The following is a 22,766-nucleotide window of genomic DNA, read 5'->3' as shown; positions in this document are numbered from 1 at the left end:
CAAAATTAAATGTACTATACTATCGGTTTCATTGCTGTCATCGATGCTCTTAATCGAGAACCAATAACTTCTATAGGATGATTTCTTAAAATTGCATTTACTTCTATTAGTTTAGCATTATCTACTCCATTATTCTTCCCTTCATCATATGCTTTTCCTATAACATCGGTATCTATTTTTTTCATGAAATCTGCTAATAAAGGCTTACAAGCATGATCAAATAAATAACAACCATATTCTGCCGTATCAGAGATCACTCGATTCATCTCAAACAATTTCTTACGTGCAATAGTATTGGCAATAAGTGGAGTTTCGTGTAGCGATTCATAATATGCTGATTCTTCAATAATTCCAGAATCTGTCATCGCTTCAAAAGCTAGTTCAACTCCTGCTCTAACCATAGCCACCATCAATACTCCATTATCGTAGAATTCTTGTTCAGAAATTTCAATATCTCCTGCAGGAGTTTTCTCGAATGCCGTCTCTCCTGTTGCTGCTCTCCATGATAATAGATTTTTATCATCATTAGCCCAGTCTTCCATCATAGTTTTTGAAAAATGCCCTTGCATGATATCATCCATATGTTTTCTAAACAACGGACGCATGATATCCTTTAATTCTTCAGAAAGCTCAAATGCTTTAATCTTTGATGAATTTGATAATCGATCCATCATATTAGTGATCCCACCATACTTCATCCCTTCGGTAATGGTTTCCCAACCATATTGGATTAATTTAGAGGCGTATCCTGGATCTATTCCTTTTTCTATCATTTTGTCAAAACATAAAATAGATCCGGTTTGCAGTAATCCACATAGAATAGTCTGCTCTCCCATAAGATCTGACTTTACTTCGGCTACAAAAGAAGATTCTAACACTCCTGCTCTATGACCACCTGTTCCTGCTGCATATGCTTTTGCCTGATCCAAACCATGCCCTTGAGGGTCATTCTCTGGGTGTACTGCTATTAATGTAGGTACTCCAAATCCTCTTTTATACTCTTCTCTAACTTCTGATCCCGGGCATTTTGGTGCTACCATAATCACAGTAAGATCATCTCTCACCTCCATACCTTCTTCTACAATATTAAACCCATGTGAGTATGATAAAGTAGCTCCTTTTTTCATTAGTGGCATTACTGTGTTTACCACTTGAGTATGTTGTTTATCTGGTGTCAAATTAATAACAACATCAGCATTAGGAATCAATTCTTCATAGGTCCCTACATTAAATCCGTTATCAGATGCATTTTTGAAAGATTGTCTTTTTTCTTTGATCGCTGCTTCACGAAGCGCATACGAAATATCCAAACCAGAGTCTCTCATGTTCAACCCTTGGTTAAGTCCCTGGGCTCCACACCCTACGATAACCATTTTTTTCCCTTTTAATGCATCTACACCTGCCGAAAACTCTTCGGCATTCATAAACCTACATTTTCCTAGCTGTGTTAATTGATCTCTTAATGATAGCGTATTAAAGTAATTTGCCATTTCTTTCTTAATTTGTTGTGATTTCCGTTAGGAAATTTGATTTAATTTTGATTTTTAGTTGTTTCGATTTTTATAGTGTATCCCTGATCAAATTCAGGGTCGGGCTATTCGCTATATCTTTTTGATTGACTCCTTCGACAAGCTCAGGATGACAACCAAAAAGGATGTCACTACTATCCCTTACACTGCTTCCATTCCAAAATTTTCTAATATTTTAGAAATATGTAGCTTTTCTTTTGTTATTGAAATTCTTCCCGAACGTACAAATTGCATTAAACCATAAGGTTCTAATTGATTATACAAAGCTTCGACATCTCTTCGTCGCCCTGTCTTTTCTAATACAAAAAACTCTGGAGTTACAGTAACGATATTAGCATTACTGTCCTTTATTACATTCTGGATTTTACGTTCCTCAAATAGTAATTTTGAAGCGATTTTAAACAAAGCAGTTTCCTGATAAATGGTCTCATCATCTTTATGATAAAAAGCTTTAATCACTTCTATTTGTTTTTCAATCTGCCCAATAATCTTTTTTACCTGTTCTTCAGTTATATTCACCACGATTGTAAAACGAAATACATCCTTAATCTCTGATACCGAAGCTGTAAAGCTTTCAAGATTGATATGACGTCTTAAAAATATTGCCGAAATCCTGTTCAACAACCCTATATTGTTTTCAGTATATACTGATATGGTATAATTTTCTTTTTTCATTACTAGTATATTGTATCATTGTATAGATTCTAGCCAAAGTCTATACTAGGTGTAGACCAAGTGCCAGAATAACAAAAATTCTATTATTCTAATCTTATATCTGAAACTGATGCACCTGTTGGAATCATCGGAAACACATTATTTTCTTTTTCAACACATACTTCTAAAAAGTATGCTTCTTTTGACGCTATCATCTCTGCGATTGCTTCTTGTAAATTCTCTCTTTTGGTAACTCTGGTAGACTTGATATGATACCCTTCTGCTATTTTTACAAAATCTGGATTTACCATCTCTGTAGAAGCATATCGTTTATCAAAAAATAGTTGTTGCCATTGACGTACCATTCCTAGGAAATCATTATTTAGCACTACGATCTTTACCGGTACTTTGGTCTGAAAAATTGTACCCAACTCCTGTATTGTCATCTGGTATCCGCCATCTCCTATAATCGCTACTACTTCTCTATCCGGGACTCCCATTTTTGCACCAATTGCAGCAGGTAATGCAAATCCCATTGTGCCTAAACCTCCAGAAGTAATATTACTCTTAGATTTATTAAACTCGGCATATCTACAAGCCATCATTTGATGCTGTCCTACATCAGATACAATCACTGCATCTCCTTTGGTTTCTTCATTAATTCTTCTAAGCACTTCGCCCATAGATAGGCCTTCATTACTAGGATACAATTCTTCTTTAATTACTTTATCATATTCTATTGTATCATAATCTCTAAACTCCTGTAACCATGAATCATGAGAATTTGACTGCACCATCGGAGTAATTTTTGCTAATGTATTTTTAACATCACCCATTACTGCAACATCAGCTTTCACATTTTTATTTATCTCTGCTGGATCAATCTCAAAATGTATGATTTTGGCCTGCTTGGCATAGGTTTCTAAATTACCAGTAACTCTATCATCAAAACGCATTCCGATCGCTAGTAGTAAATCACATTCGTTAGTCAGCTTATTTGGCCCGTAATTACCATGCATACCAACCATTCCTACATTTAATGGATGTGATGTTGGTAGTGCAGAAAGTCCCAAAATAGTCCATGCAGATGGGATTCCTGATTTCTCTATAAAGTTTTTCAACTCTTCTTCTGCTTCTCCCAGGATTACTCCCTGACCAAAGACAACCATCGGTTTTTTTGCTTTGTTTATCAATTTAGCTGCCTCTTCCAGGCTTTTTAGATCTGTTTCTGGTACGGGCTTATAACTACGTACACCTTTACATGTTGAGTATGCAAAATCTAATTCACCAAACTGTGCATCTTTTGTAATATCTATTAATACAGGGCCTGGTCGACCAGAGCGAGCAATATAAAAAGCTTTAGCTAATACCGCAGGAATATCTTCGGCCTTGGTAACCTGATGATTCCACTTGGTGATTGGTGTAGAGATTCCTATAATATCTGTTTCCTGAAATGCATCTGATCCCAGCAAGTGTGATCCAACCTGGCCTGTAATGCATACCATAGGTGTAGAATCTATTTGCGCATCAGCGATTCCCGTTACAAAATTAGTAGCTCCGGGTCCAGAAGTAGCAATAGCAACTCCAACTTTACCACTTGTCCTTGCATATCCTTGTGCCGCATGGGTTGCTCCTTGCTCATGCCTTGTTAATACATGATGTAATTGATCTCTATATTTGTATAGTTCATCATAGACTGGCATTATGGCCCCACCAGGATATCCATAAATTAAATCTACTCCTTCTGCCAACAAGCATCGAATTACTGCCTCTGCACCTGTCATACGCTTTGTTGATATTTTGGTTTCTTTTTTTAACGTTTGCGTTTGTGTTTCCATACACTCTTATTTTAGAGGCTAGACTTTTAGAAACTAGAGTCTAGACTTTTTTTAGATTCTGATCTTCATCAGAATGATAATTTATCGTTTATCAGCATCAAATGCTGTCTTATTTTAGATTCCAGCGTTCACTGGAATGACAATTCACTTGAAACCAATGCTTCGCATTGGAGTACTTTTAGAATTCATCAGTTACACATCCTTGTGATGCAGAGGATACTGTATGTGCATATTTATACAGCACTCCTTTATCAAACTTTAATGCTGGTTGAACCCAAGAAGCTTTTCTCTTCTCAATCTCAGCTTCACTAATATCTACAGTAATCGAATTTGTTTCTGCATCAATAGTAATGACATCTCCATCTTTTACTAAAGCAATCAGGCCTCCTTCTTGCGCTTCTGGTGTGATATGTCCAACAACAAACCCATGTGTTCCTCCCGAAAATCTTCCATCAGTAATTAAGGCTACATCTTTACCTAAACCGGCTCCCATAATAGCAGCAGTAGGCTTCAACATTTCTGGCATTCCTGGTCCTCCTTTTGGCCCTTCATATCTTATGACGACTACATCTCCTTTTTCTACTTTTCCATCTCTGATACCATCATTAGCATCATATTCTCCTTCAAAAACCTTAGCTTTTCCTTGAAAACGCAATCCTTCTTTACCTGTGATTTTTGCAACACATCCATCTTCAGACAGGTTACCAAACATGATTCTAAGGTGCCCTGTTGGTTTAATTGGATTCTCTAAAGGCTTGATAACATCCTGCCCTTCTGCAAGATCAGGAACGTCTAATAGGTTTTCTGCAATTGTTTTTCCGGTAACGGTTAAACAATCTCCATGTAGTAATCCTTTCTTTAAAAGATATTTTAATACGGCAGGAATTCCTCCAACTTCATGCACATCTTCCATTAGGTATTTTCCACTTGGTTTAAGGTCTGCCAAAAACGGAGTTTCATCACTAATTCTCTGAAAATCTGTTAATGTAAAATCTACATCTGCAGCCCTGGCAATTGCCAAAAAGTGTAATACGGCATTCGTAGAACCCCCAAGTACAGTAACTAATCGTATTGCATTTTCGAGTGATTTTTTGGTTACTATATCTTTAGGTTTGATATCCTTTTCTAATAAGGCTCGCATAGCACGACCCGCCTGGATACTTTCTTCTTCTTTATTTTTACTTATTGCAGGATTCGAAGAATTATAGGGTAAAGACATTCCTAACGCTTCGATTGCCGAGGCCATCGTATTTGCAGTATACATCCCTCCACAAGCTCCTGCTCCCGGACATGCTTTCTCTATAACACTTTTGTACTCTGTTTGTGTTATTGTTCCTGCCACTTTTTCTCCCCAGGCTTCAAAAGCAGAAACTACATCTAATTTTTTACCTTCGTGACATCCAGATGCTATGGTTCCTCCATAGACCAAAATCGAAGGGCGATCTAATCGAAGCATTGCCATTAATGCTCCTGGCATATTTTTATCACAGCCAACAACAGTTACCATTCCATCATAAGACATTGCCTGTACTACAGTTTCCATAGAATCTGCGATTACATCACGGGATGGCAATGAAAAACGCATTCCTGGTGTTCCCATAGAAATCCCATCGCTTACTCCTATAGTATTAAATATGAGTCCGACGACATCCTCTTCTAATGTTCCTTTCTTAACCAATTTGGCAAGATCATTAAGATGCATGTTACATGGATTCCCTTCATAACCTGTACTGGCAATCCCGACCAATGGTTTATTAAAATCTTCATCGGTTAAACCAATTGCGTGAAGCATTGCCTGTGCCGCAGGTTGCGTGTCATCTTGAGTGACTTGTTTACTATACTTATTGATGCTCATTTCTTTTTGAATATCAGTTTTTACGAATTATTTAAAATTTTAACTTTTACCCTATGATGTATGCATTAGATTGAATAAACCACAGTATAAAATTATTTTGTTGCAACTAAACACTTATACAATATTCAATACCCTTACAATATCCAATTGTGCCTTTACATGCTTTACATGCTGATTTACAAGTATTTATGTTTTGAAAATTTACAATCACTATTTGATAATTTTATTTAAGTATTCATTATATGAACTTATCTTGAGTAATACTTTGACCTACAAAATTTACATTTTGCACTTTAATTTTGTTTATTTTTTTAACCGTAGCTATGGCTATGCTGAAAAAAATCATCTTCATTATAGCACAAAAGCCAAACTTTCCGGTTGAAAACCACTACTCAAGATGAGTTCTATATCAAAAAAAAACTCCCTTCATTTTCTGAAGGGAGTCTGTATTTACTTTTATACAATAATGTCCCTTCATCATGGTGAAATAATCACAATAATGACAATGACATTACTAATTATATTACTAAATATTCTCATTTCTACTTTTCAGAATTAATTTTAGATTCTAATCTTAATACCTTTTTATACAAAAAAAATCCCTTTACTTGAGTAAAGGGATTTTAATATCATATATATAGTATTAATACATCCCTTATCGAGGTGAAATAATCACCTCAATACTAATGACTGTATTAATATTTATGTTTCTAGTATTCATTTATGTCTTCAAATATAGGAAAATATTTTTGTGAAATACAAATACTAAATTATTTTTTTATAATGAACTCTTCTTGCTTTTTTTGATTCAACCTAAAAAAGGTGGCTATCTTCAAAGCATTTTCAGGAAAAACCAAAAAATCTATTTGTAAAAATTTAGTTTAAAAAATAAGGCCCTTCATCAACAATGAAAGGTCCTATTTTTTTCAAATCCTGAGTTTTGACTACTTAGAATTTAACTTTATACTAAAACTTAATAAGCCTTAAGGTTTCTGTATATTTATTAGCTTGTATTTTTACAAAATAATTTCCAGATGATTTTATTTTATCTCCTAATAATATTGTCCCCGGATTTTTACTATACTCTTCATTGATCAATTCTTTTCCTAATATATTATATACAGTTATTGTAAATGTATCGCTTTCTAATCTTGATACATCTATAGTAACAGTTTCTTCAAATGGATTAGGGTATATGCTAACCCTATTTTCTGAGGTTCTCTCTTTTTGTCTGGTTGGTCTTTTTGTAAGCAAACCTTGATCGGTCGTAGTATTATATGCATAATCCTTGATCGTGTATGACAATCCATCATTAGCTACCGTAGCATAAAACCACCCATAATGTGTGTTTCCACCTATTTTAAAAGTAAACCCTATGTAACCAGATTTACCTCTCCAATCTGTATATGAAGATGAGCTCACCACAAAACTATTAGAATTGGCAACAAAATTACTAGCTGCACCAACCTCTACTCCTTCCTCAATAAATGTAGCGTTACTAGTTGTTCCTTCGCAAACAACATCTTTTCCGTAATTCACTAATCGAAGTGAATTACTGGTGAACCATCCTCCAAAACCATTATCATCACCAACCTCTATTCTAAAGAAATTCCAGGTACTTGAAGAGTTTGTTGTTTCGTCACTCATATCTACATAAACTACAGTTCCATTAGTAGCACAAGGACTGCAAGATCCTCCGCAATCAACTCCGGTTTCATTACCATTCTGAATTCCATCATTACAGGTTGGTGTAGTTGTACCTCCAATTCTTATGGTGTAATCCTCTACTTCGCCCAAATAAGTATCAGTACCGCAAGGTGTTATTTTTGCTTCAGACCCATATCCTACTCGAACTCTCATGCGCAACGAAGTATTAGAAACTGCTCCAGAAGGAGGAGTAATATTAGCCGAATAAGGACCCGCAGCAAATCTAGAATACACTTTCTCTCCAGCATCAGTAAAATCACCATTATTATTCCAGTCAATCCATACTCCTACTGCATTATATGTCCAACTATTATTATTTAATGTAACGGTTAATCCCGTTGCTTGTCCGCTAGTAAGATTTGTAGACTGATTGGTAAAATCATTATATGCAGCATTTGTGGAACTATTATTTATAGATCCTAAGCTAACATTGGTAATGTGTAAGGTAGTATTTTGAGTGGTCGAAGCTGCACAGTAGGTTACATTTGTATTACAAGGGTTACAATCAGGTCCACCACAATCTACACCGGTTTCATTACCATTTTGAATACCATCATTACAGGTTGGATTGGTGGTACAAGGGTTACAATCAGGCCCACCACAATCTACACCGGTTTCATTACCGTTCTGAATACCATCATTACAGGTTGGATTCGAACTTCCTCCTTTAATGAACACAAAATAATCTTCTACTTCATCACCATTAGTTCTTGCTGTTCCACAAGGCTCAGGGGCAGTATGTATTTTATAACGTACTCTTAATCTGGTCGCGCCACTTTTTGCGGTATTAGGAACTACAACAGTTGTTGTTACACCACCGGCACCATTGGTTGTTAATAAAACTTCTTCACCTGAATCTGTAAAATCTCCATCTTTATTCCAATCAATCCAAGCTCCAAAATAATTAGGATCCCAGAAATCGATTCCTGGATTAACGGTTAAAGCAACAGACTCGCCTTTAGTAATGTTGGTTCCCAGGTTAGTAAAATCAGAATACCCACCATTTCCACTTTTATTATTGATAGCTCCAAAGACAACTTCGTCTATATAATTATTACCTTGATAACCCGCAGCACAATAATTTGTAGGCATAGGATCCAAATTTCCATTGGTAATACTAAAATTAGCATTTGTAACATCGAAAAAGATATTATTCGTACCTCTTACCATAATTCTATTTACACCTCCTTCATTGTCTGGTATTGTAATTTGTTGAGAACCATCGTTAGGTACTGCAGAAGCTAATGTTATTGGATATGTATTTCCACCATCTGTGGATAACAAAATATCAACAGTTGCTGCATTTACCCCATTCCCTGTGGTTCCTGCTACATTCCAGGTTACTGTTTGTGTAGAGCCTATAGGCGCATCAAACCTAGTGTTTTGAGAAGTGATCACAAAAGGACCAGCGGTCCCACTTACCGTAATAACAGCATCCTTAGAATCTGTATTACCTCCTCCTGGATGGTTATCTCTTACAGTGAATCTAAAATTCATAGTTCTGGAAACAGAAGGTGTTACCTCCCATTCAGAAGAAGCATTTCCTGCTTTTATTGTAGTCAGGTTAGGCATATATCGATTTGGAGATGTTGAAGGTGGTTGATAACGGAATACAGGACCGTTAGTTGACGTAGCCCGAGGAGGCATAGGAGCTATTTCCTTATCCATTTGGTTCCAGCTATACGTTAGTTGATCGGCTGAATTAGCATCAGTAGCTGACCCTTCTAATATAAATGGAGTAGATCTTGGAATCGTATAATTACCTCCTACACTAGCTGCTGGCGCACTATTACCTATTGATTTTGTTGTACCGCAACCTGCTGTACTTACAATATGATTCCACATTTCATCTATTTGTTTCGCATGAAAAAATAGATATTGCGTATTTGCTGTATTAGGAGCACAACCTGTATATGCCATGATCGTATTACCTCCTCCTGGTTCAACGGCACCTTCGTCCAAACGATTACCTCCACATGAGTTGTTAAACGAATGGTTAGCACCGAATTGATGACCTATTTCGTGAACGAATGTGACAAAGAAATAATCATTGACAGATGTGAAAGGATGTGCACCAGTAGCTCCTTCAGCTTTTTTACTATCAACACATACAGCCCTTAAAGCTCCACGTCCAGTCCCATCTGAATCTAAAACATGACCAATATCATAGTTAGCGTTACCAATTTTAGCATCAAGAATAGCTTGAACCTCATTTACTGATGCTGAAGTATTACCATGCGTAAAACCGTCAGTTACTGGGTCAAGAAAAATGGAATTGTCCATATTAGGTACTAACTCAAACGTAATTCCAAGATCTCGTTCGTAAATCGCATTCACTCTTGTCATGAGTACATTCAACTCGGAAAGTACTGCGGCTTTCCTTTGTTGAGTTGAACCATTTGTAACGTTTGCCTTATCAGTATAAATTTTAGACAACTCTCCCGTTACTGCTATAGCCATTCGGTAGACTCTAACACGACCATCATTAGCATCTTTTCTTGCTTTGTTTGATTTTTCAGCTTGCTTTGTACTTTTTTCTAAAAAAGGTCCGACTGCGTGATCAATTGCTTGACAGTTAATTGATGCTGATCCCTCAGTTTTTGAAGTAACCACATACGTTTTACTATTACTAGTAGAAGGTTTGATATTCGTTATTGTAGCATCAGGCTTCATAATCATAGCCCTAAAGTTATTATACCCCAAACTAAAATGTACTACTCCACCTTCTCCACTAACCGATGTACCGACATAAGACTTAATGTCGGGAAACTTCTTAGCTAAATCCGGATGTAAAACACTTGATTCCTTTACGCGGTATTCTTTAAATTCTCCACGTTCGGTAGGAAGTGTGATAATGACATTTGATTGACCAAATGAATTGAATCTTTGAGGACAATGAGATAAAACTTCCTTCAATTTTTCAACACTAAGGTGGTAAGTGTTTTGGTTTGAAGTTTTTGTATTCTCCTTAGCAGAAGAAATGTTTTCGTTTTCAATAGGGTTCATATTTTTTTTCCAAAAATTATTATTGGTTTGTGAAAATCCAAATTGGAAAACAAATAAGCCTATAAATAAGACAAGTTGATTTTTCATGATTTAATTTTTAATAACTGTCAAAATATCATAAAGAAATTAGTACATCCTTCTCGATTTGATTTCGAGAGGGGTTTTAAGAGATATTAGACAACTGGTTATACTCTTTAATTTAATTTTATAATTCTAAGTGTTTGGTTTACTTCTTTAGATAGAATTCTAACGAAATAGTTTCCAGTAGCATCAATTTGTTCACCAACAACTATTTTACCTGGTTTTCTTTGTATTTATGACGGATTAATTCTTCCCCCAGGATATTGTATATATTAATGTGAACTCATTATTATCTATAGATGAAACATCAATAGTAATTTGATTTTTAAATGGATTAGGACATAAAGACATTCCTATCTCTTTTTGAATAAACCCAAGGATTTACTCTTTTGTAATGATTTTTGTGAATTCATAACTTAAGTTTAATAGTGGTTAAAAATTGAAGTATTTAAACAACCCCTCTTGATTTGATTTCAAGAGGGATTGTATTAGATTAAAACCACTCGTTATGTTCTATTTATACCTTACTGCTAAGGTTGAAAATAAATAGTCTATTTCAGTTAAGGGTTATTCAACAATAACTCTTACCGAGTCTGTTCTTTTTCCTAATTTAACTGTTACCAAATACAGTCCTGCACTTAATTGATTTGCATTAAATTGAACTGTTTTGGTTTGTTCTGCTTCTTTTAATGTACTAAACTCTGCTGCTTTCATACCATAGATATTATACACATGTACTCTTGCAATTCCGGTTTCAGGAGTATTAAACGTTATATTTAATTTACCTTCAGATACTGGAATAGGTGCAACAGAAAATAATTTCTCTGAAGGAGTAAAAGAAGATTTATTGGCTACAACTCTAACTGTATAATCTTCATACTCTCCATAACGAGCATCATTCGTACCTGTATCACAAGGATTATTTTCTATATCATAGTAAGAAACCAATACACGCATTCTTGTATTACCCGCTTTGGCATTTTGTGGTACTGTAACTGATATATTTCCTACAGTATTTGTTGTTTTAGTAAGTTTAAAATACTCTCCGGTATCAGCAAAATCTCCATCAATATTCCAATCAAACCAAGCATATATTTCATCTGCCGCTCCTCCATTATAACCCTCAATAGTTACTTTAAGGTTATGGCTTGTACCTGCATTTACACTTGTTGAAGTACTGGTAAAATTATCATAACCAGAAGCATTTCTTATCGAGGTTTTATTAATTCCTACAAAAGTAACATTTGTTACTCCCTCGGGCCCAGAATTTCCTGTTGCAGCACAATATGTAACCACTGGACAGGCTGGACAAGAACCACCACAATCTACTCCTGTTTCATTCCCATTTTGAACACCATCTGAACAAGTTGCTCCTGTATCACAAGGACTACATGATCCACCACAGTCTACTCCGGTTTCATTACCATTTTGGATATTATCACTACACGTTGGGCCAGTAGTACCCCCAACTGTTACTGTATAATCTTCAACTTCTCCTATATACGTATCTGTACCGCAAGGAGTTATTTTACTTTCTGATCCATATCCTGCTCGTACTCTCATACGTAATGAAGTCCCAGAAACTGCACTTGCCGGTGGAGTAATAGTACTTGTATATGGACCTGCAGCAAATCGAGAGTATACTTTTTCGCCCGAATCGGTAAAATCACCATTATTATTCCAGTCAATCCATACTCCTACTGCATTATATGCCCAGGTATTATTATTCAATGTTACGGTTAATGCTGTAGACTGGCCTTTGGTAAGGTTGGTAGAGATATTGGTATGGTCAGAATATGCAGTATGCGCAGTAGCATTATTTATACTTCCAAACGCTACTGTAGTAATATGTAATGTATTTTGTGTAGTTGATGCAGCACAATACGTCACATTAGTTTGGCATGGGGAACAAGATCCACCACAATCCACTCCGGTTTCATCACCGTTCTGAATCCCATCGGTGCAGGTTGGTATCGCACAGGGCGAACATGATCCTCCGCAATCAACTCCTGTTTCATCTCCATTTTGAATCCCATCATTACAAGTTGGCCCAGAGCCTCCTGTAACGGTAACTCTATAATCTTCTACTTCTCCAATCGATGTAATAGTACCGCAAGGCTTCAACACATCCTGATAGTACCCAGATCGTACTCGCATACGTAATGAAGTATTTGTTGCTGCCGATGCAGGTACCGTAACTGTACTTGAATATGAACCTGTTTGTATTCCTTTTACATACAAAACTTTCTCTCCATCATCTCTAAAATCATTGTCATTATTCCAATCGATCCACACTCCAACTGTAGTAGGCTCCCAGGTGTTTTTTGTTGTTACCGTCAATGCCAGTTGTTGTCCCTTTGTAAGGTTTGTAGAAACATTAGAATAATCGGTATACTGAGCATCTCCTGTAGAACTATTACTTATACTACCAAAAGCAACCTTATTAATATCTATTCCTTCTCCTGTTCCGGTTGCTGTTGCCGGGCAAATTTCTGTAAAAACCTCACAAGGTTCACAAAATTCACCACCACAATCAACTTCAGTTTCATCTCCATTTTTAATACCATCATCACAAGTTGGGTCAGGAATACAATCACTACAAGATGATCCTCCACAATCAACTCCTGTTTCATCTCCATTTTGTTCTCCATCGGTACACGACGCATTAGCAATACCAATACTTACCTGGTAATCTTCTACCTCTCCACGGCTTCTATCCCCACAATCAGCATTACTTGCTCTATCATCTACCCGTAACCTCATTCGTGTAACTCCTAATCTAGCATTTGTAGGTATATTTACTGTAATCTCCCCAACTGTATTAGATGTTTTTGTCACTTCCATATATTCTCCAGAGTCTCTAAAATCGTAATCATTATTCCAATCAAACCATGCATAAACTCTTGCTGCAGAACCTCCGTTCCATCCTACAACATTTACTTTAAGAGGATAACTTTTTCCTTGAGCCACAAAACCAGTATTGCCCGTATAATCAGAATACCCCGAAGCATCTCTAGTAGAGGATTTATTGATTCCTGCAAATTCGACCTTAGTAATTCCTTCGGTACCATTATTACCTTTAGCATCACAATATGTCTTTACATCATTAGAATCTTTTGTTCCTGCTTTTATAGAAGCTTCGGGAATACCTTGCATTCCATATTCTAAAATCTCATACGTTCTTCCATTAGTACCTACCCTTAATTTTAACCATCCATAATGCATTCTACCGGATCTGTTAACTCTAATTCCGACATAATTTGTTCTCCCTCTCCAAGCTCTATACGTTTCAGAATCGACCATATGTTGCCCTCTTCCGCCGTTATATTCTTGTCCATTTTTCCATGAACTATTTGGTCCAATAACGGTTCCTGCACTTAATGGAGTAAGTTCATAATTAGCATTTGCTACTGCATCCATTCTTAAGCTAATAAATTTTACACCCGGAAAATCATTTTGAGAACCTGTATAATCTTGAAATTGATACCCTACGGTTATAAAATCTAAATTGTAAGTCCATGGCATCACAACTGCCCAACCTCCATAGCTTCCATCTCCAGTCGTAGTAAATCTATTTATGGGGTTTACTTCTTTAGAATATGCAGTTCCTATATATTCTACATTAAGAGGGAATTCTTTGAATTCTACCTGAGCACCAGCTCCATTTGCAAAAACAGAACTTTTGAATTTCAATTTAATATTTTTCACAAATCCATTACTAGGTTGTGCCCAATCACTTTCCGTAGCAATACCATTCATTGTTAATTTAAGTCGTCTTGAGTTTACCACTTGAGCCGAAAAGCTTAATCCCTTAGGAACATTTTGTATATTATAATGGGTTCCAGAAACCAAAGTACCAGACACAGCGAGTGTCGCATCTTTAAGATCCACTGTTATTTCATTACCTATTGTACCATCATTCTTTACAGATTCTAAAAAACGATCGGTAGAATACTCCAAATTTGGTACTGCAACTTTTGCCGGAATAGATTTACCTGGATCTGGATTCAATCCGAAAGAAACTAATTCTCCGTACCCACCATTTGATGAAACTCTAACTTTTAACCAACCATAGACATAATCACCTGTCAAAGTAGGGACTCTAATTCCGACATATCCTGTTCTACCAAGCCAGGCATTATAACCTGCTGCAAATATTTTTGGAGGTGATGTTGCTACTGCTTGCCTACCCACCCATATTCCTGAGGAGTTTGCGCTAATATTTGTTCCTTCAGACAGATTTCTTACGTTTATGGTACCCGTATTACATAATACATCAAACTCCATAGCATTGTTATCTACGGTAATTGTATTACCATCATATGTACGTAATCGTGTTCTAAATTGACCACCAATAACTAAGGAATTGAATTTTGAACCGGTAGCATCAACCGCAGTCGGAACCGATTGTCCAGCTACCAGAGTCGGAGAATACATTTCATAATAAGGCTTGTATGGATCTATAAAATTTATATTATAAATTCCTGTTTTAGAATATAAAGAACCCACTCCTCCAACGATAGCTGGATTTAATAAGGTAATCTTAATTTCTTTAGAATCTGCTTCGCTATGATTAACTGCATTACCTGTAAATGTGATAACGGCATTTTCATTATCTTCTACAGTGATCTTAGTTGTTAAACCGCTTGGGACATTTGTAGTAGAAAAATGAACTCCTTCCTGCATTTGGCCCGTTACAGCAAACTTAGCTCCACTTACTGCCTTGATTCTTTTTTTATTGAGTATATCCCCATTGTTATTCTTAAAACCTTCAATAAATGCTAATGCTTGATCTACTGCACTATCATCACTTTTTTGATATGTAAAAATCACTCTTGCTCCTAAATCAGCTTGTTTCGTTCCTGTTGCAATAAGATTAGCATCTGCCCATAATGTTTTACGCGCATCATGAGTCATAAATCCCTCCATTCGGGTTACTTGACCTTTGGTAAACATAGATTCACAAGGATTATAATCCATATGATTCTGATGATTTATCAATTGACTAAAACAATTTTTCACACCAGTTTTACAAGATCTGCCTCCAGGTTCTGAAGCTAAACCTTGCGCAGTAGGAGGAGTATCTGCCACTTTATCTCCATTATCATCACCAGATACACAACCTCCATTAAAAGTGTGATGTAAACCAAGAAAATGCCCAAACTCATGTGTTAATGAAGAAGCTGGTGGAGAATAAATGATATACTTACCATTATATACTACTCTTGCTGTGCCTTCTTCAGACATGTTAACAGCAGGAAACCAAGCTATACCAGAGGAGTTTTTACTACCAGAATTAACTACTTCTTGTATATGAACATTCATATACTTAAAGTTATCCCAGGCATATTTTGCAATTTCTGCATCATTACTACTTAGACCGAAGCCTTCCTTTCTCTCATGGTAAATAATCCCGGTAGTCGTATTACCATTTGGATCTACCTGAGCCAGTCTAAATACGATATTCATACCGCCTTCAATATTCGAAAAACTAGGATCTACAGCATCATTAAAACCTTTAAAATCTTCATTAATGTCCTTTAATGCCTGTATGACTCTGGCATCAGTAACATTTCTTGATTCTCCAGTATCTGGATTATCAGGATATTTGGCATCATAAATATGAAAAACTACAGGTATAACATAGTTAGCTGCTGCTTTGCTTGGGTTTAGCTTTTTTAGTAAGGCTTGTTTTTGAATTATTTTTTCAAATTCTTTAGCTTTTTTTAAAGCTTCTGGGTTCTGCTCGTAGTACTCTTGTTGAGTTTCCTCAAACGAGCAACTCTTTTCCTGTTGTTGACCCATGATTGGCCAAATTATCAACCCCATGAGAATCGATAAAAACGTGTTAGTTGTTTTCATTAGATAGTTAAGTTTTGTGTTAATTCACAAAATTAGCCCTATTCTAAACCTCTGAAATATACTATACTAACAACACTTAATACTATTTTACCCAGAATATCATTTATTTCAATATTTTAACATTTTAAATCCAATATTCTCTAAAATAAATTGTGTTTTAATACGTTTTTATCAATTTAAGTGTTAATTGATTTAATAATCACCATCAAGACTAACACTTCTCCTTATACTTCATAATACTTGCAAAAGTTGTACGAAATGAAATCTACTTTTCAAAGCAAAAACAATGGACTCCACTAGATACTGAAACAAGTTCAGTACTGGGTAGGATTAGTTCAATCTACTATTTTGAATGCGCTTTATACCATTTTCAAAACAAAAACATTATTAACTACTAAATGGACCCAGTCTTCAGCATAAGTTTAAGATAGTAATATCAATCGAATATTTTGTTTTCTCACAAAAACCTAATCTCGATACAATTTTTTTTCATTATCATTTCAAAAAATCACTCGATTTGACGGCTTTTGATTTTTAAACTTTTACATTGAAACCAGATCTACACCGGAATTGGTTCAACCAACTATTTTGAATACGCTTTACACCCTTTTCAAAACAGGGTCTCACTCAATCTTAAAAAGTTTATTTTTCATGCAATAGATTACAAGACCTACCCTGGTTTTTACTTCTAGCTTCTTAAAAACCGTTTCTCTATAATTCTCTATCGTCTTAGGACTCAACCCCATTTCTCCGGCGATACTTCTGTAGGTAAGTTCTGAGCATGCAAATTTTAAAAACACTCGTTCCTTATCTGTTAATTTCTCTTGTAGGTTTTTACTACCTCCGGCTTCTTCAGAATTACGTAGTGCTGTTTCGATCTTGCCCGAATAATAAAATCCTTGTTCTATCACCATCTTCATAGCAAATTCAAAATTTTCGGGATGTATATCTTTTAGCAAATATCCTTTGGCCCCCGCCCTAAGCATTCTAATAATGGTTTCTTCATCATCCTCCATTGTTAGTGCCAGTACTTTTTGATCTGGTCGATTTTCTTTAAGCCATTGCATCGTTTGCACACCATCCATCACAGGCATTTTTACATCCAAAAGAATAAGATCTGGTGTCTTTCTTTTATGTAAGTAATATTGAGTAAGCTCTTTTCCGTTTTTTAGAATTGCTAGAACCTCATATTCCTCAAGTTTAGATATTAAACTCTCCAGTGATTGTGCAAATAAAAGATGATCATCGACAATAACTATAGTCTTCTTCTTCATCTGTTTTTTTTTATCGAAGTAATTTAAGCTTTTTTCAATTCGCTATAAAAATGCTCTTTTTCACTCAATTTTTGTCTTTTTCTTACTTCGTAGCCCTGCTATGAAGTGCAAAAAAAACTTCAATTGATCAAAAAATAGCTATTTTTCGCCAGAATCAAAAAAGCTTAAATCACTTCATTGTTTATTAATTCTCAGATCAAATTCGCCATTATATTTTGGATGGTATGGATATTAGTTAAGAATGGCTCCTTTTATCTGTATTGATTTTTTTGTATGTATAGTATTTAATTATCCATTTTTTCAAACATTTAAATCTTATAAGTATCTACATTGAAGCATCGCTTCGTATTTAAGAACTCATCTTGAGTAATGTTTTTGCCTACAAAATTCACATTTTCTACCCTAATTTTGATATTTTTTTCAACGTAGCTAAGGCTATGCTGAAAAAAATTAACTTCATTATCGCACAAAAGCCAAACTTTTCGGCTTAAAACCACTACTCAAGATGAGTTCTAATACAAATGTATTAAATCAATCCGTAAGTTGTATAGGATATGACAAGGTAAGTACAACTCCTTTTCCTGGTGAAGATGTATAATCCAGTTTTGCTTTTACCAGAGATGCACGGCTTTTCATATTTAACAAACCAGAATTTGCCTGAACTGATTTGGGATCAAACCCAACGCCGTCATCCTGAACTCTAATATTGAGTGCCTCTGGAGTATATTCTAAAACTACTTCGAGGTTTGACGCTTCTGCATGTTTTATAGTATTAGAGAAAAACTCCTGAACGATACGATATAGAATAATCTCATCTTTAGGGTTTATATATACTTCTTCCCCTTTTACCGTAAGTGAAGGTGTTAAAAAATTAAGTTTCTCAAAACGTTTGAGCTCTACATTAATAGATTTTTCTAGTCCTACATTTTGAATCACTTCATGATTTAGAGTTTTGGATAAGGTACGTATTTCTTGCAGACTGTCACCCACTAATTTCCTAACATCCTGCAGGGATTCTGACGCTGTATCATTTATAGTAGCTCCCATAATATTAATTTGCATCACTGCAGTCGATAGCAATTGCCCAATATTATCATGAAGCTCCCAACTCACATTCTTAAGTGCCTGTTCCTGGATCTCTATCCGGGATTTAAAAATCTCATCTTCAAAGCGTTGTTCTGCTCTTAATTTATCAAGAAGTAGTTTGTTTTTTCGACGCTGAAAAGCCATAAAGAATATGATACCAAATACTACAAAAAATAGAATAATAATGGTAAAATATATAATTAATAAGATTTGTTCTTTCGCGAGCATACTAGAAATCCAATCGTATAACAAGAATACATAAAAATATTCGCTGCAGTAAGAATTATTTGATAAACCTGAACAAATTCTGGGCTTTTTTCAATTTTATAATATTTACTATAAATAAAAAGAGGGGTTACGCATAAATGAAAGATTAAAGTACCTATTGAAATATAAAAAACTATAGTTTTATGAAAATTTAATATCTCATCACTTTTCAATACTTCAAAAAAATAAAACAAAACACTCAGCATAAGTAGTAATGACCCTGTAATATAAGTATAAGAAGAAATTGTTACAAAAAATACTTTAGAGAAAATTAAATTAATTACTGTTGATATTAAAAATAAAAACATTCCAAAAATCATTATATTCCTTAATTCCCTTTTTTTAAGAAAAAGATTGAAATAAAAAGTATAAAACAAAAATTTGGTAATAATATAAATATTATAAATCCATTCATTATTTGAGAGTATCGAATTCTCAAGAAATCTTAAAATTTCCATTCTTCCTATTACCCTAGGTAACCAACCAAATATTAATTCTATAAATAAAGTAAAAAAGAGAAAATAGAATAAATATCGAGAAGAATTATCTTCTCGATATTTATTGACATATATAGCTCCTGAGATAACAGCCATTATCTCTACAACATTAATAATCAATTGATAAATCATAAGTATTTAGTAAATCACTGGTGGATTTCCAGCCCCACCTTCATTAAAGGGCTCAATACCGTAATTATTCGGTGCACTATCACCTCCTTTACCCATCTCACCCGCAGGTGCTCCTGTAGGTGCTAAAAACACAGTCGAATACCCTTTATCCATTTTACATTTTCCTTTAGGGTATGCTCCTAAATACACTCTGATACCCGGATTATCAATCCCTTGTTTTTTAGATTTTTTCTTTACATATTTAAGATATTCCTGCAATTCCTCTACACTCCAATGAAATTCTCTGGTATCTTCGAATCCTATACATTTATCGATCTCTGGTGTTCTGGTACAGCACCACACATGTTGAAGCTCTTTCGCTTCTTCCTGGGTAATGCATTTCGCAGGTCTTTTTTTTCCTTTTCCTCCTTTTTTTGGTAGTTCTTTTCCCATAACATTATATTATTTTAGATTAAATTAGATTAGATTGATGCTAATATATCCAAAAAACATGCAGCAAAGCAAATACACCCTACCTTAAAATCAAAAACCACATACACCCCAAACAGTAACAAACTCCTGTTTACCAATACTTTAAATCGCTTAAAAAAAATCCAAAAAATATTGCAAGGGGCATTTACCCCTACTACTAAAAGGGTGTTTTCCCCCTATTGAAGGATAAATGGATTCTAGCCCTGTTCTTCAACGGGATGACAAATTACTGGGATGATAAAACAGAACTTTAAACCTAAACTAAGCAACTGATTTACAAATACATTAAAAATATCTTCTTTTTCTTTTTTTCATTGCCAACCCTTCGACAGGCCTGTCCTAAGTTTACCGAAGGGCTCAGGGTGACTAAACAAAAAATGCTAGTCTTAAGAAAATTCAACTAAAAATATCGTTCTCTTCACTAAATTAAATGAAACATTTCCACTAGCATGATTATTTTCACTATCCATGATCTATGATAACATTTTAATCATTTCGATTCTTAAGAATTTAATTTCACGTTACGTTCGCTTCATTTTTTTTACGTTGAATTTTCTTAGGACATTTTCAAAAAACCATTTGTATGAAAAAGTTAAACATAAAATAGCACCTACCCTTCGACAGGCTTGTCCTGAATTTACCGAAGAGCTCAACAGACCTATCTAAACTCAATTGTGGTAATAGGTTTTATTGCATCTCGATACAATTTTATCAACCGCTATTGCTATTGATAAAATCACTCGATGAGACGTAAGAATATATAGATAAAAATCAACAAATTAGAGAATACGTCAATGATAGTGCTTCTTTCTAAGTTCTTCGACAAGCCTGTTCTTAGTTGATCGAAGGATTCAAGCAATGCCGTTTAGTTAACATAAAAAGATATCCGAGTGTCACATTGAGCTTGTCGAAATGCAATTGAAAACGTCAATTTTACTGGTCTTCGACAAGCTCAGATTGACACTATAAAAACTAAACGACATTGCTAAATCTGAGTGACATACGCTTCACAACTACCAGGCACTCCTCCTTTTTCTCTGATACCAGAGCACACCTATACAGAGTATTATCAACACTCCTAGTCCCATAACCCAATACACCATTGTATCATCTTTAAAAAGAATTGGAGACGAGTCTCCAACCAAATAGAACCCACCCCAATAAAAGGGATCAGTTCGATTGATATTTGCGGTATTGAGGTATTGTAATTTAGCTTGTTGTAGTGCTTTGGCTTTATGCATTCCCGCTTTAAGATTAGTATAGAACAATCTCATTAGCTCAGGAGTAGTTTGATCTGAGATTTCCCAACTACTCAATAATAAACTTTTAGTTCCTGCATATTGAAAAGCATTACCCAGGCTCATAATCCCTTCTCCCTGGGCTATTTTCCCTGATCCGGTATTACATGCACTAAGCACAGTGAGTTCTGCAGGGATATTCATAGCAAACAATTCATGGCTATACAGATAACTATCTTCTATAGTATCGTTACCTTTGGTAAATAGGAGTTTGGAATTTTCGGGATGCTCGTTGTCTACATCACCGTGCAACGCCAAATGCAGGATATTATATTGACTGGCATTTTTCTTAAAATTAGCTTCTATCGCTTGTGACCCAAAATAATATTGCCCATCGATAATATCTGAGATTGCTTTGATCTCTTTACGAGTTCCCGGTAAATCATAATTAGCAGCTCTTAGTGTAGCCAAACTCATTGTTTTTGCATCTATAATCTCACTATCAGAAAAAGAAAACGCAAGACATTCTTGCCGTTTTTCGGATTGTAAACCACTTTTAGAAGGAGCAAATAACAGATTTGCAGAGCTAGCATAACTTACAGCATATTCTTTAAGAAGGTATGACAGCACTTTAGGATCGTATGATAGATCATTTTGAGTTAGCAATACATCAAAATTAAGATGCCATAACGAACCATCAGGAACAATAATAAGTTGATCTCCTTTAATTTTATCTTTAACAGGAGCAATTAATTGACCGTACAACTTATAAGAAATTGTCTTAAATACTATCGTATTTTTAGCAATAATAGCAGCTCTTAACGCTTCAACATCCTTGCTGAGTTCTAGTGCGTGTAGTGTAGTTACTTTTATCTCTTTTTTAGAAATCGTAAACGCATAGATACTGTTATCTGACACAAAAAACTCCAACAGTGTGGTATTCTCATTTAATTTTTTCTGGATACCAGCAACAGATATGATCTTGCTTTCATGTTTTAACTGGTAATATTTGGGATAGTTTTTTTCTATAATCCAAGTAAGAGAATCTTGTTTTCTATCAAGATCAAATAGTATATTTTCATAGGTTGTGATTTTAGTAGCATCCACAATCTGTTTAGATCGTTCTTGTATCATTTCAGAAATACAGAAAGAACGTTCTGATTTCAGTTGTTGTTCCAGATCGAGGATTGCTTTTGGCAAACCTGCAAAGCTCTTTGCATTAGAGTCTGCTAATAATTCTTGGCTCTAGTTTATATTTGCGTTGATATT

The 22,766-nt window shown here is 35.1% G+C and carries 10 protein-coding genes; all 10 read right to left on the bottom strand.

Features of this window, described 5'->3' with window-relative positions; all coding sequences use genetic code 11:
* Positions 1-14: 14 nt before the first annotated feature.
* Positions 15-1,490, bottom strand: a complete 1,476-nt coding sequence (gene ilvC, locus Z054_RS0117435) for a ketol-acid reductoisomerase (RefSeq protein WP_024771327.1) — start codon at positions 1,488-1,490, stop codon at positions 15-17.
* 180 nt (positions 1,491-1,670) lie between these two features.
* Positions 1,671-2,204, bottom strand: coding sequence for an acetolactate synthase small subunit (ilvN, locus tag Z054_RS0117430; protein WP_024771326.1), 534 nt, complete (start codon positions 2,202-2,204; stop codon positions 1,671-1,673).
* A gap of 83 nt (positions 2,205-2,287) precedes the next feature.
* Entirely contained in the window at positions 2,288-4,021 is a 1,734-nt protein-coding gene (gene ilvB / locus Z054_RS0117425) for a biosynthetic-type acetolactate synthase large subunit (protein WP_024771325.1), read from the bottom strand.
* A 178-nt stretch (positions 4,022-4,199) separates the two neighbouring features.
* Entirely contained in the window at positions 4,200-5,876 is a 1,677-nt protein-coding gene (gene ilvD / locus Z054_RS0117420; protein ID WP_024771324.1) for a dihydroxy-acid dehydratase, read from the bottom strand.
* 966 nt (positions 5,877-6,842) lie between these two features.
* Positions 6,843-10,676, bottom strand: coding sequence for a GEVED domain-containing protein (locus Z054_RS30410; RefSeq protein WP_024771323.1), 3,834 nt, complete (start codon positions 10,674-10,676; stop codon positions 6,843-6,845).
* 561 nt (positions 10,677-11,237) lie between these two features.
* On the bottom strand, positions 11,238-16,532 hold the full coding sequence (locus Z054_RS0117405; protein ID WP_084050434.1) for a GEVED domain-containing protein: 5,295 nt from the start codon (positions 16,530-16,532) through the stop codon (positions 11,238-11,240).
* 623 nt (positions 16,533-17,155) lie between these two features.
* Positions 17,156-17,806 carry a response regulator transcription factor gene (locus Z054_RS0117400; RefSeq protein WP_024771321.1) on the bottom strand — a complete coding sequence of 217 codons (651 nt, stop codon included), beginning with the start codon at positions 17,804-17,806 and terminating at the stop codon, positions 17,156-17,158.
* 531 nt (positions 17,807-18,337) lie between these two features.
* On the bottom strand, positions 18,338-19,036 hold the full coding sequence (locus Z054_RS0117395) for a sensor histidine kinase (protein ID WP_241461422.1): 699 nt from the start codon (positions 19,034-19,036) through the stop codon (positions 18,338-18,340).
* A 758-nt stretch (positions 19,037-19,794) separates the two neighbouring features.
* Positions 19,795-20,220: a hypothetical protein gene (locus tag Z054_RS30405; protein ID WP_024771318.1), complete on the bottom strand. Its 426-nt coding sequence runs from the start codon at positions 20,218-20,220 to the stop codon at positions 19,795-19,797.
* A gap of 1,052 nt (positions 20,221-21,272) precedes the next feature.
* A complete protein-coding gene (locus tag Z054_RS0117380) occupies positions 21,273-22,697 on the bottom strand; it encodes a CHAT domain-containing protein (protein ID WP_024771317.1) in 1,425 nt (474 codons plus the stop codon).
* Positions 22,698-22,766: the final 69 nt, after the last annotated feature.

This window comes from Aquimarina macrocephali JAMB N27, from assembly GCF_000520995.1.
Lineage (GTDB): Bacteria > Bacteroidota > Bacteroidia > Flavobacteriales > Flavobacteriaceae > Aquimarina > Aquimarina macrocephali.
The sequence above is the reverse complement of the archived record's forward strand: the minus strand, read 5'-3'. Positions and strand labels throughout refer to the sequence as shown.

Bases quoted from the DNA above. Each gene is read 5' to 3' on its own strand.
- ilvC (WP_024771327.1), bottom strand. From the start codon at position 1,490: ATGGCAAATTACTTTAATACGCTATCATTAAGAGATCAATTAACACAG.
- ilvN (WP_024771326.1), bottom strand. From the start codon at position 2,204: ATGAAAAAAGAAAATTATACCATATCAGTATATACTGAAAACAATATA.
- ilvB (WP_024771325.1), bottom strand. From the start codon at position 4,021: ATGGAAACACAAACGCAAACGTTAAAAAAAGAAACCAAAATATCAACA.
- ilvD (WP_024771324.1), bottom strand. From the start codon at position 5,876: ATGAGCATCAATAAGTATAGTAAACAAGTCACTCAAGATGACACGCAA.
- Z054_RS30410 (WP_024771323.1), bottom strand. From the start codon at position 10,676: ATGAAAAATCAACTTGTCTTATTTATAGGCTTATTTGTTTTCCAATTT.
- Z054_RS0117405 (WP_084050434.1), bottom strand. From the start codon at position 16,532: ATGAAAACAACTAACACGTTTTTATCGATTCTCATGGGGTTGATAATT.
- Z054_RS0117400 (WP_024771321.1), bottom strand. From the start codon at position 17,806: ATGAAGAAGAAGACTATAGTTATTGTCGATGATCATCTTTTATTTGCA.
- Z054_RS0117395 (WP_241461422.1), bottom strand. From the start codon at position 19,036: ATGGCTTTTCAGCGTCGAAAAAACAAACTACTTCTTGATAAATTAAGA.
- Z054_RS30405 (WP_024771318.1), bottom strand. From the start codon at position 20,220: ATGGGAAAAGAACTACCAAAAAAAGGAGGAAAAGGAAAAAAAAGACCT.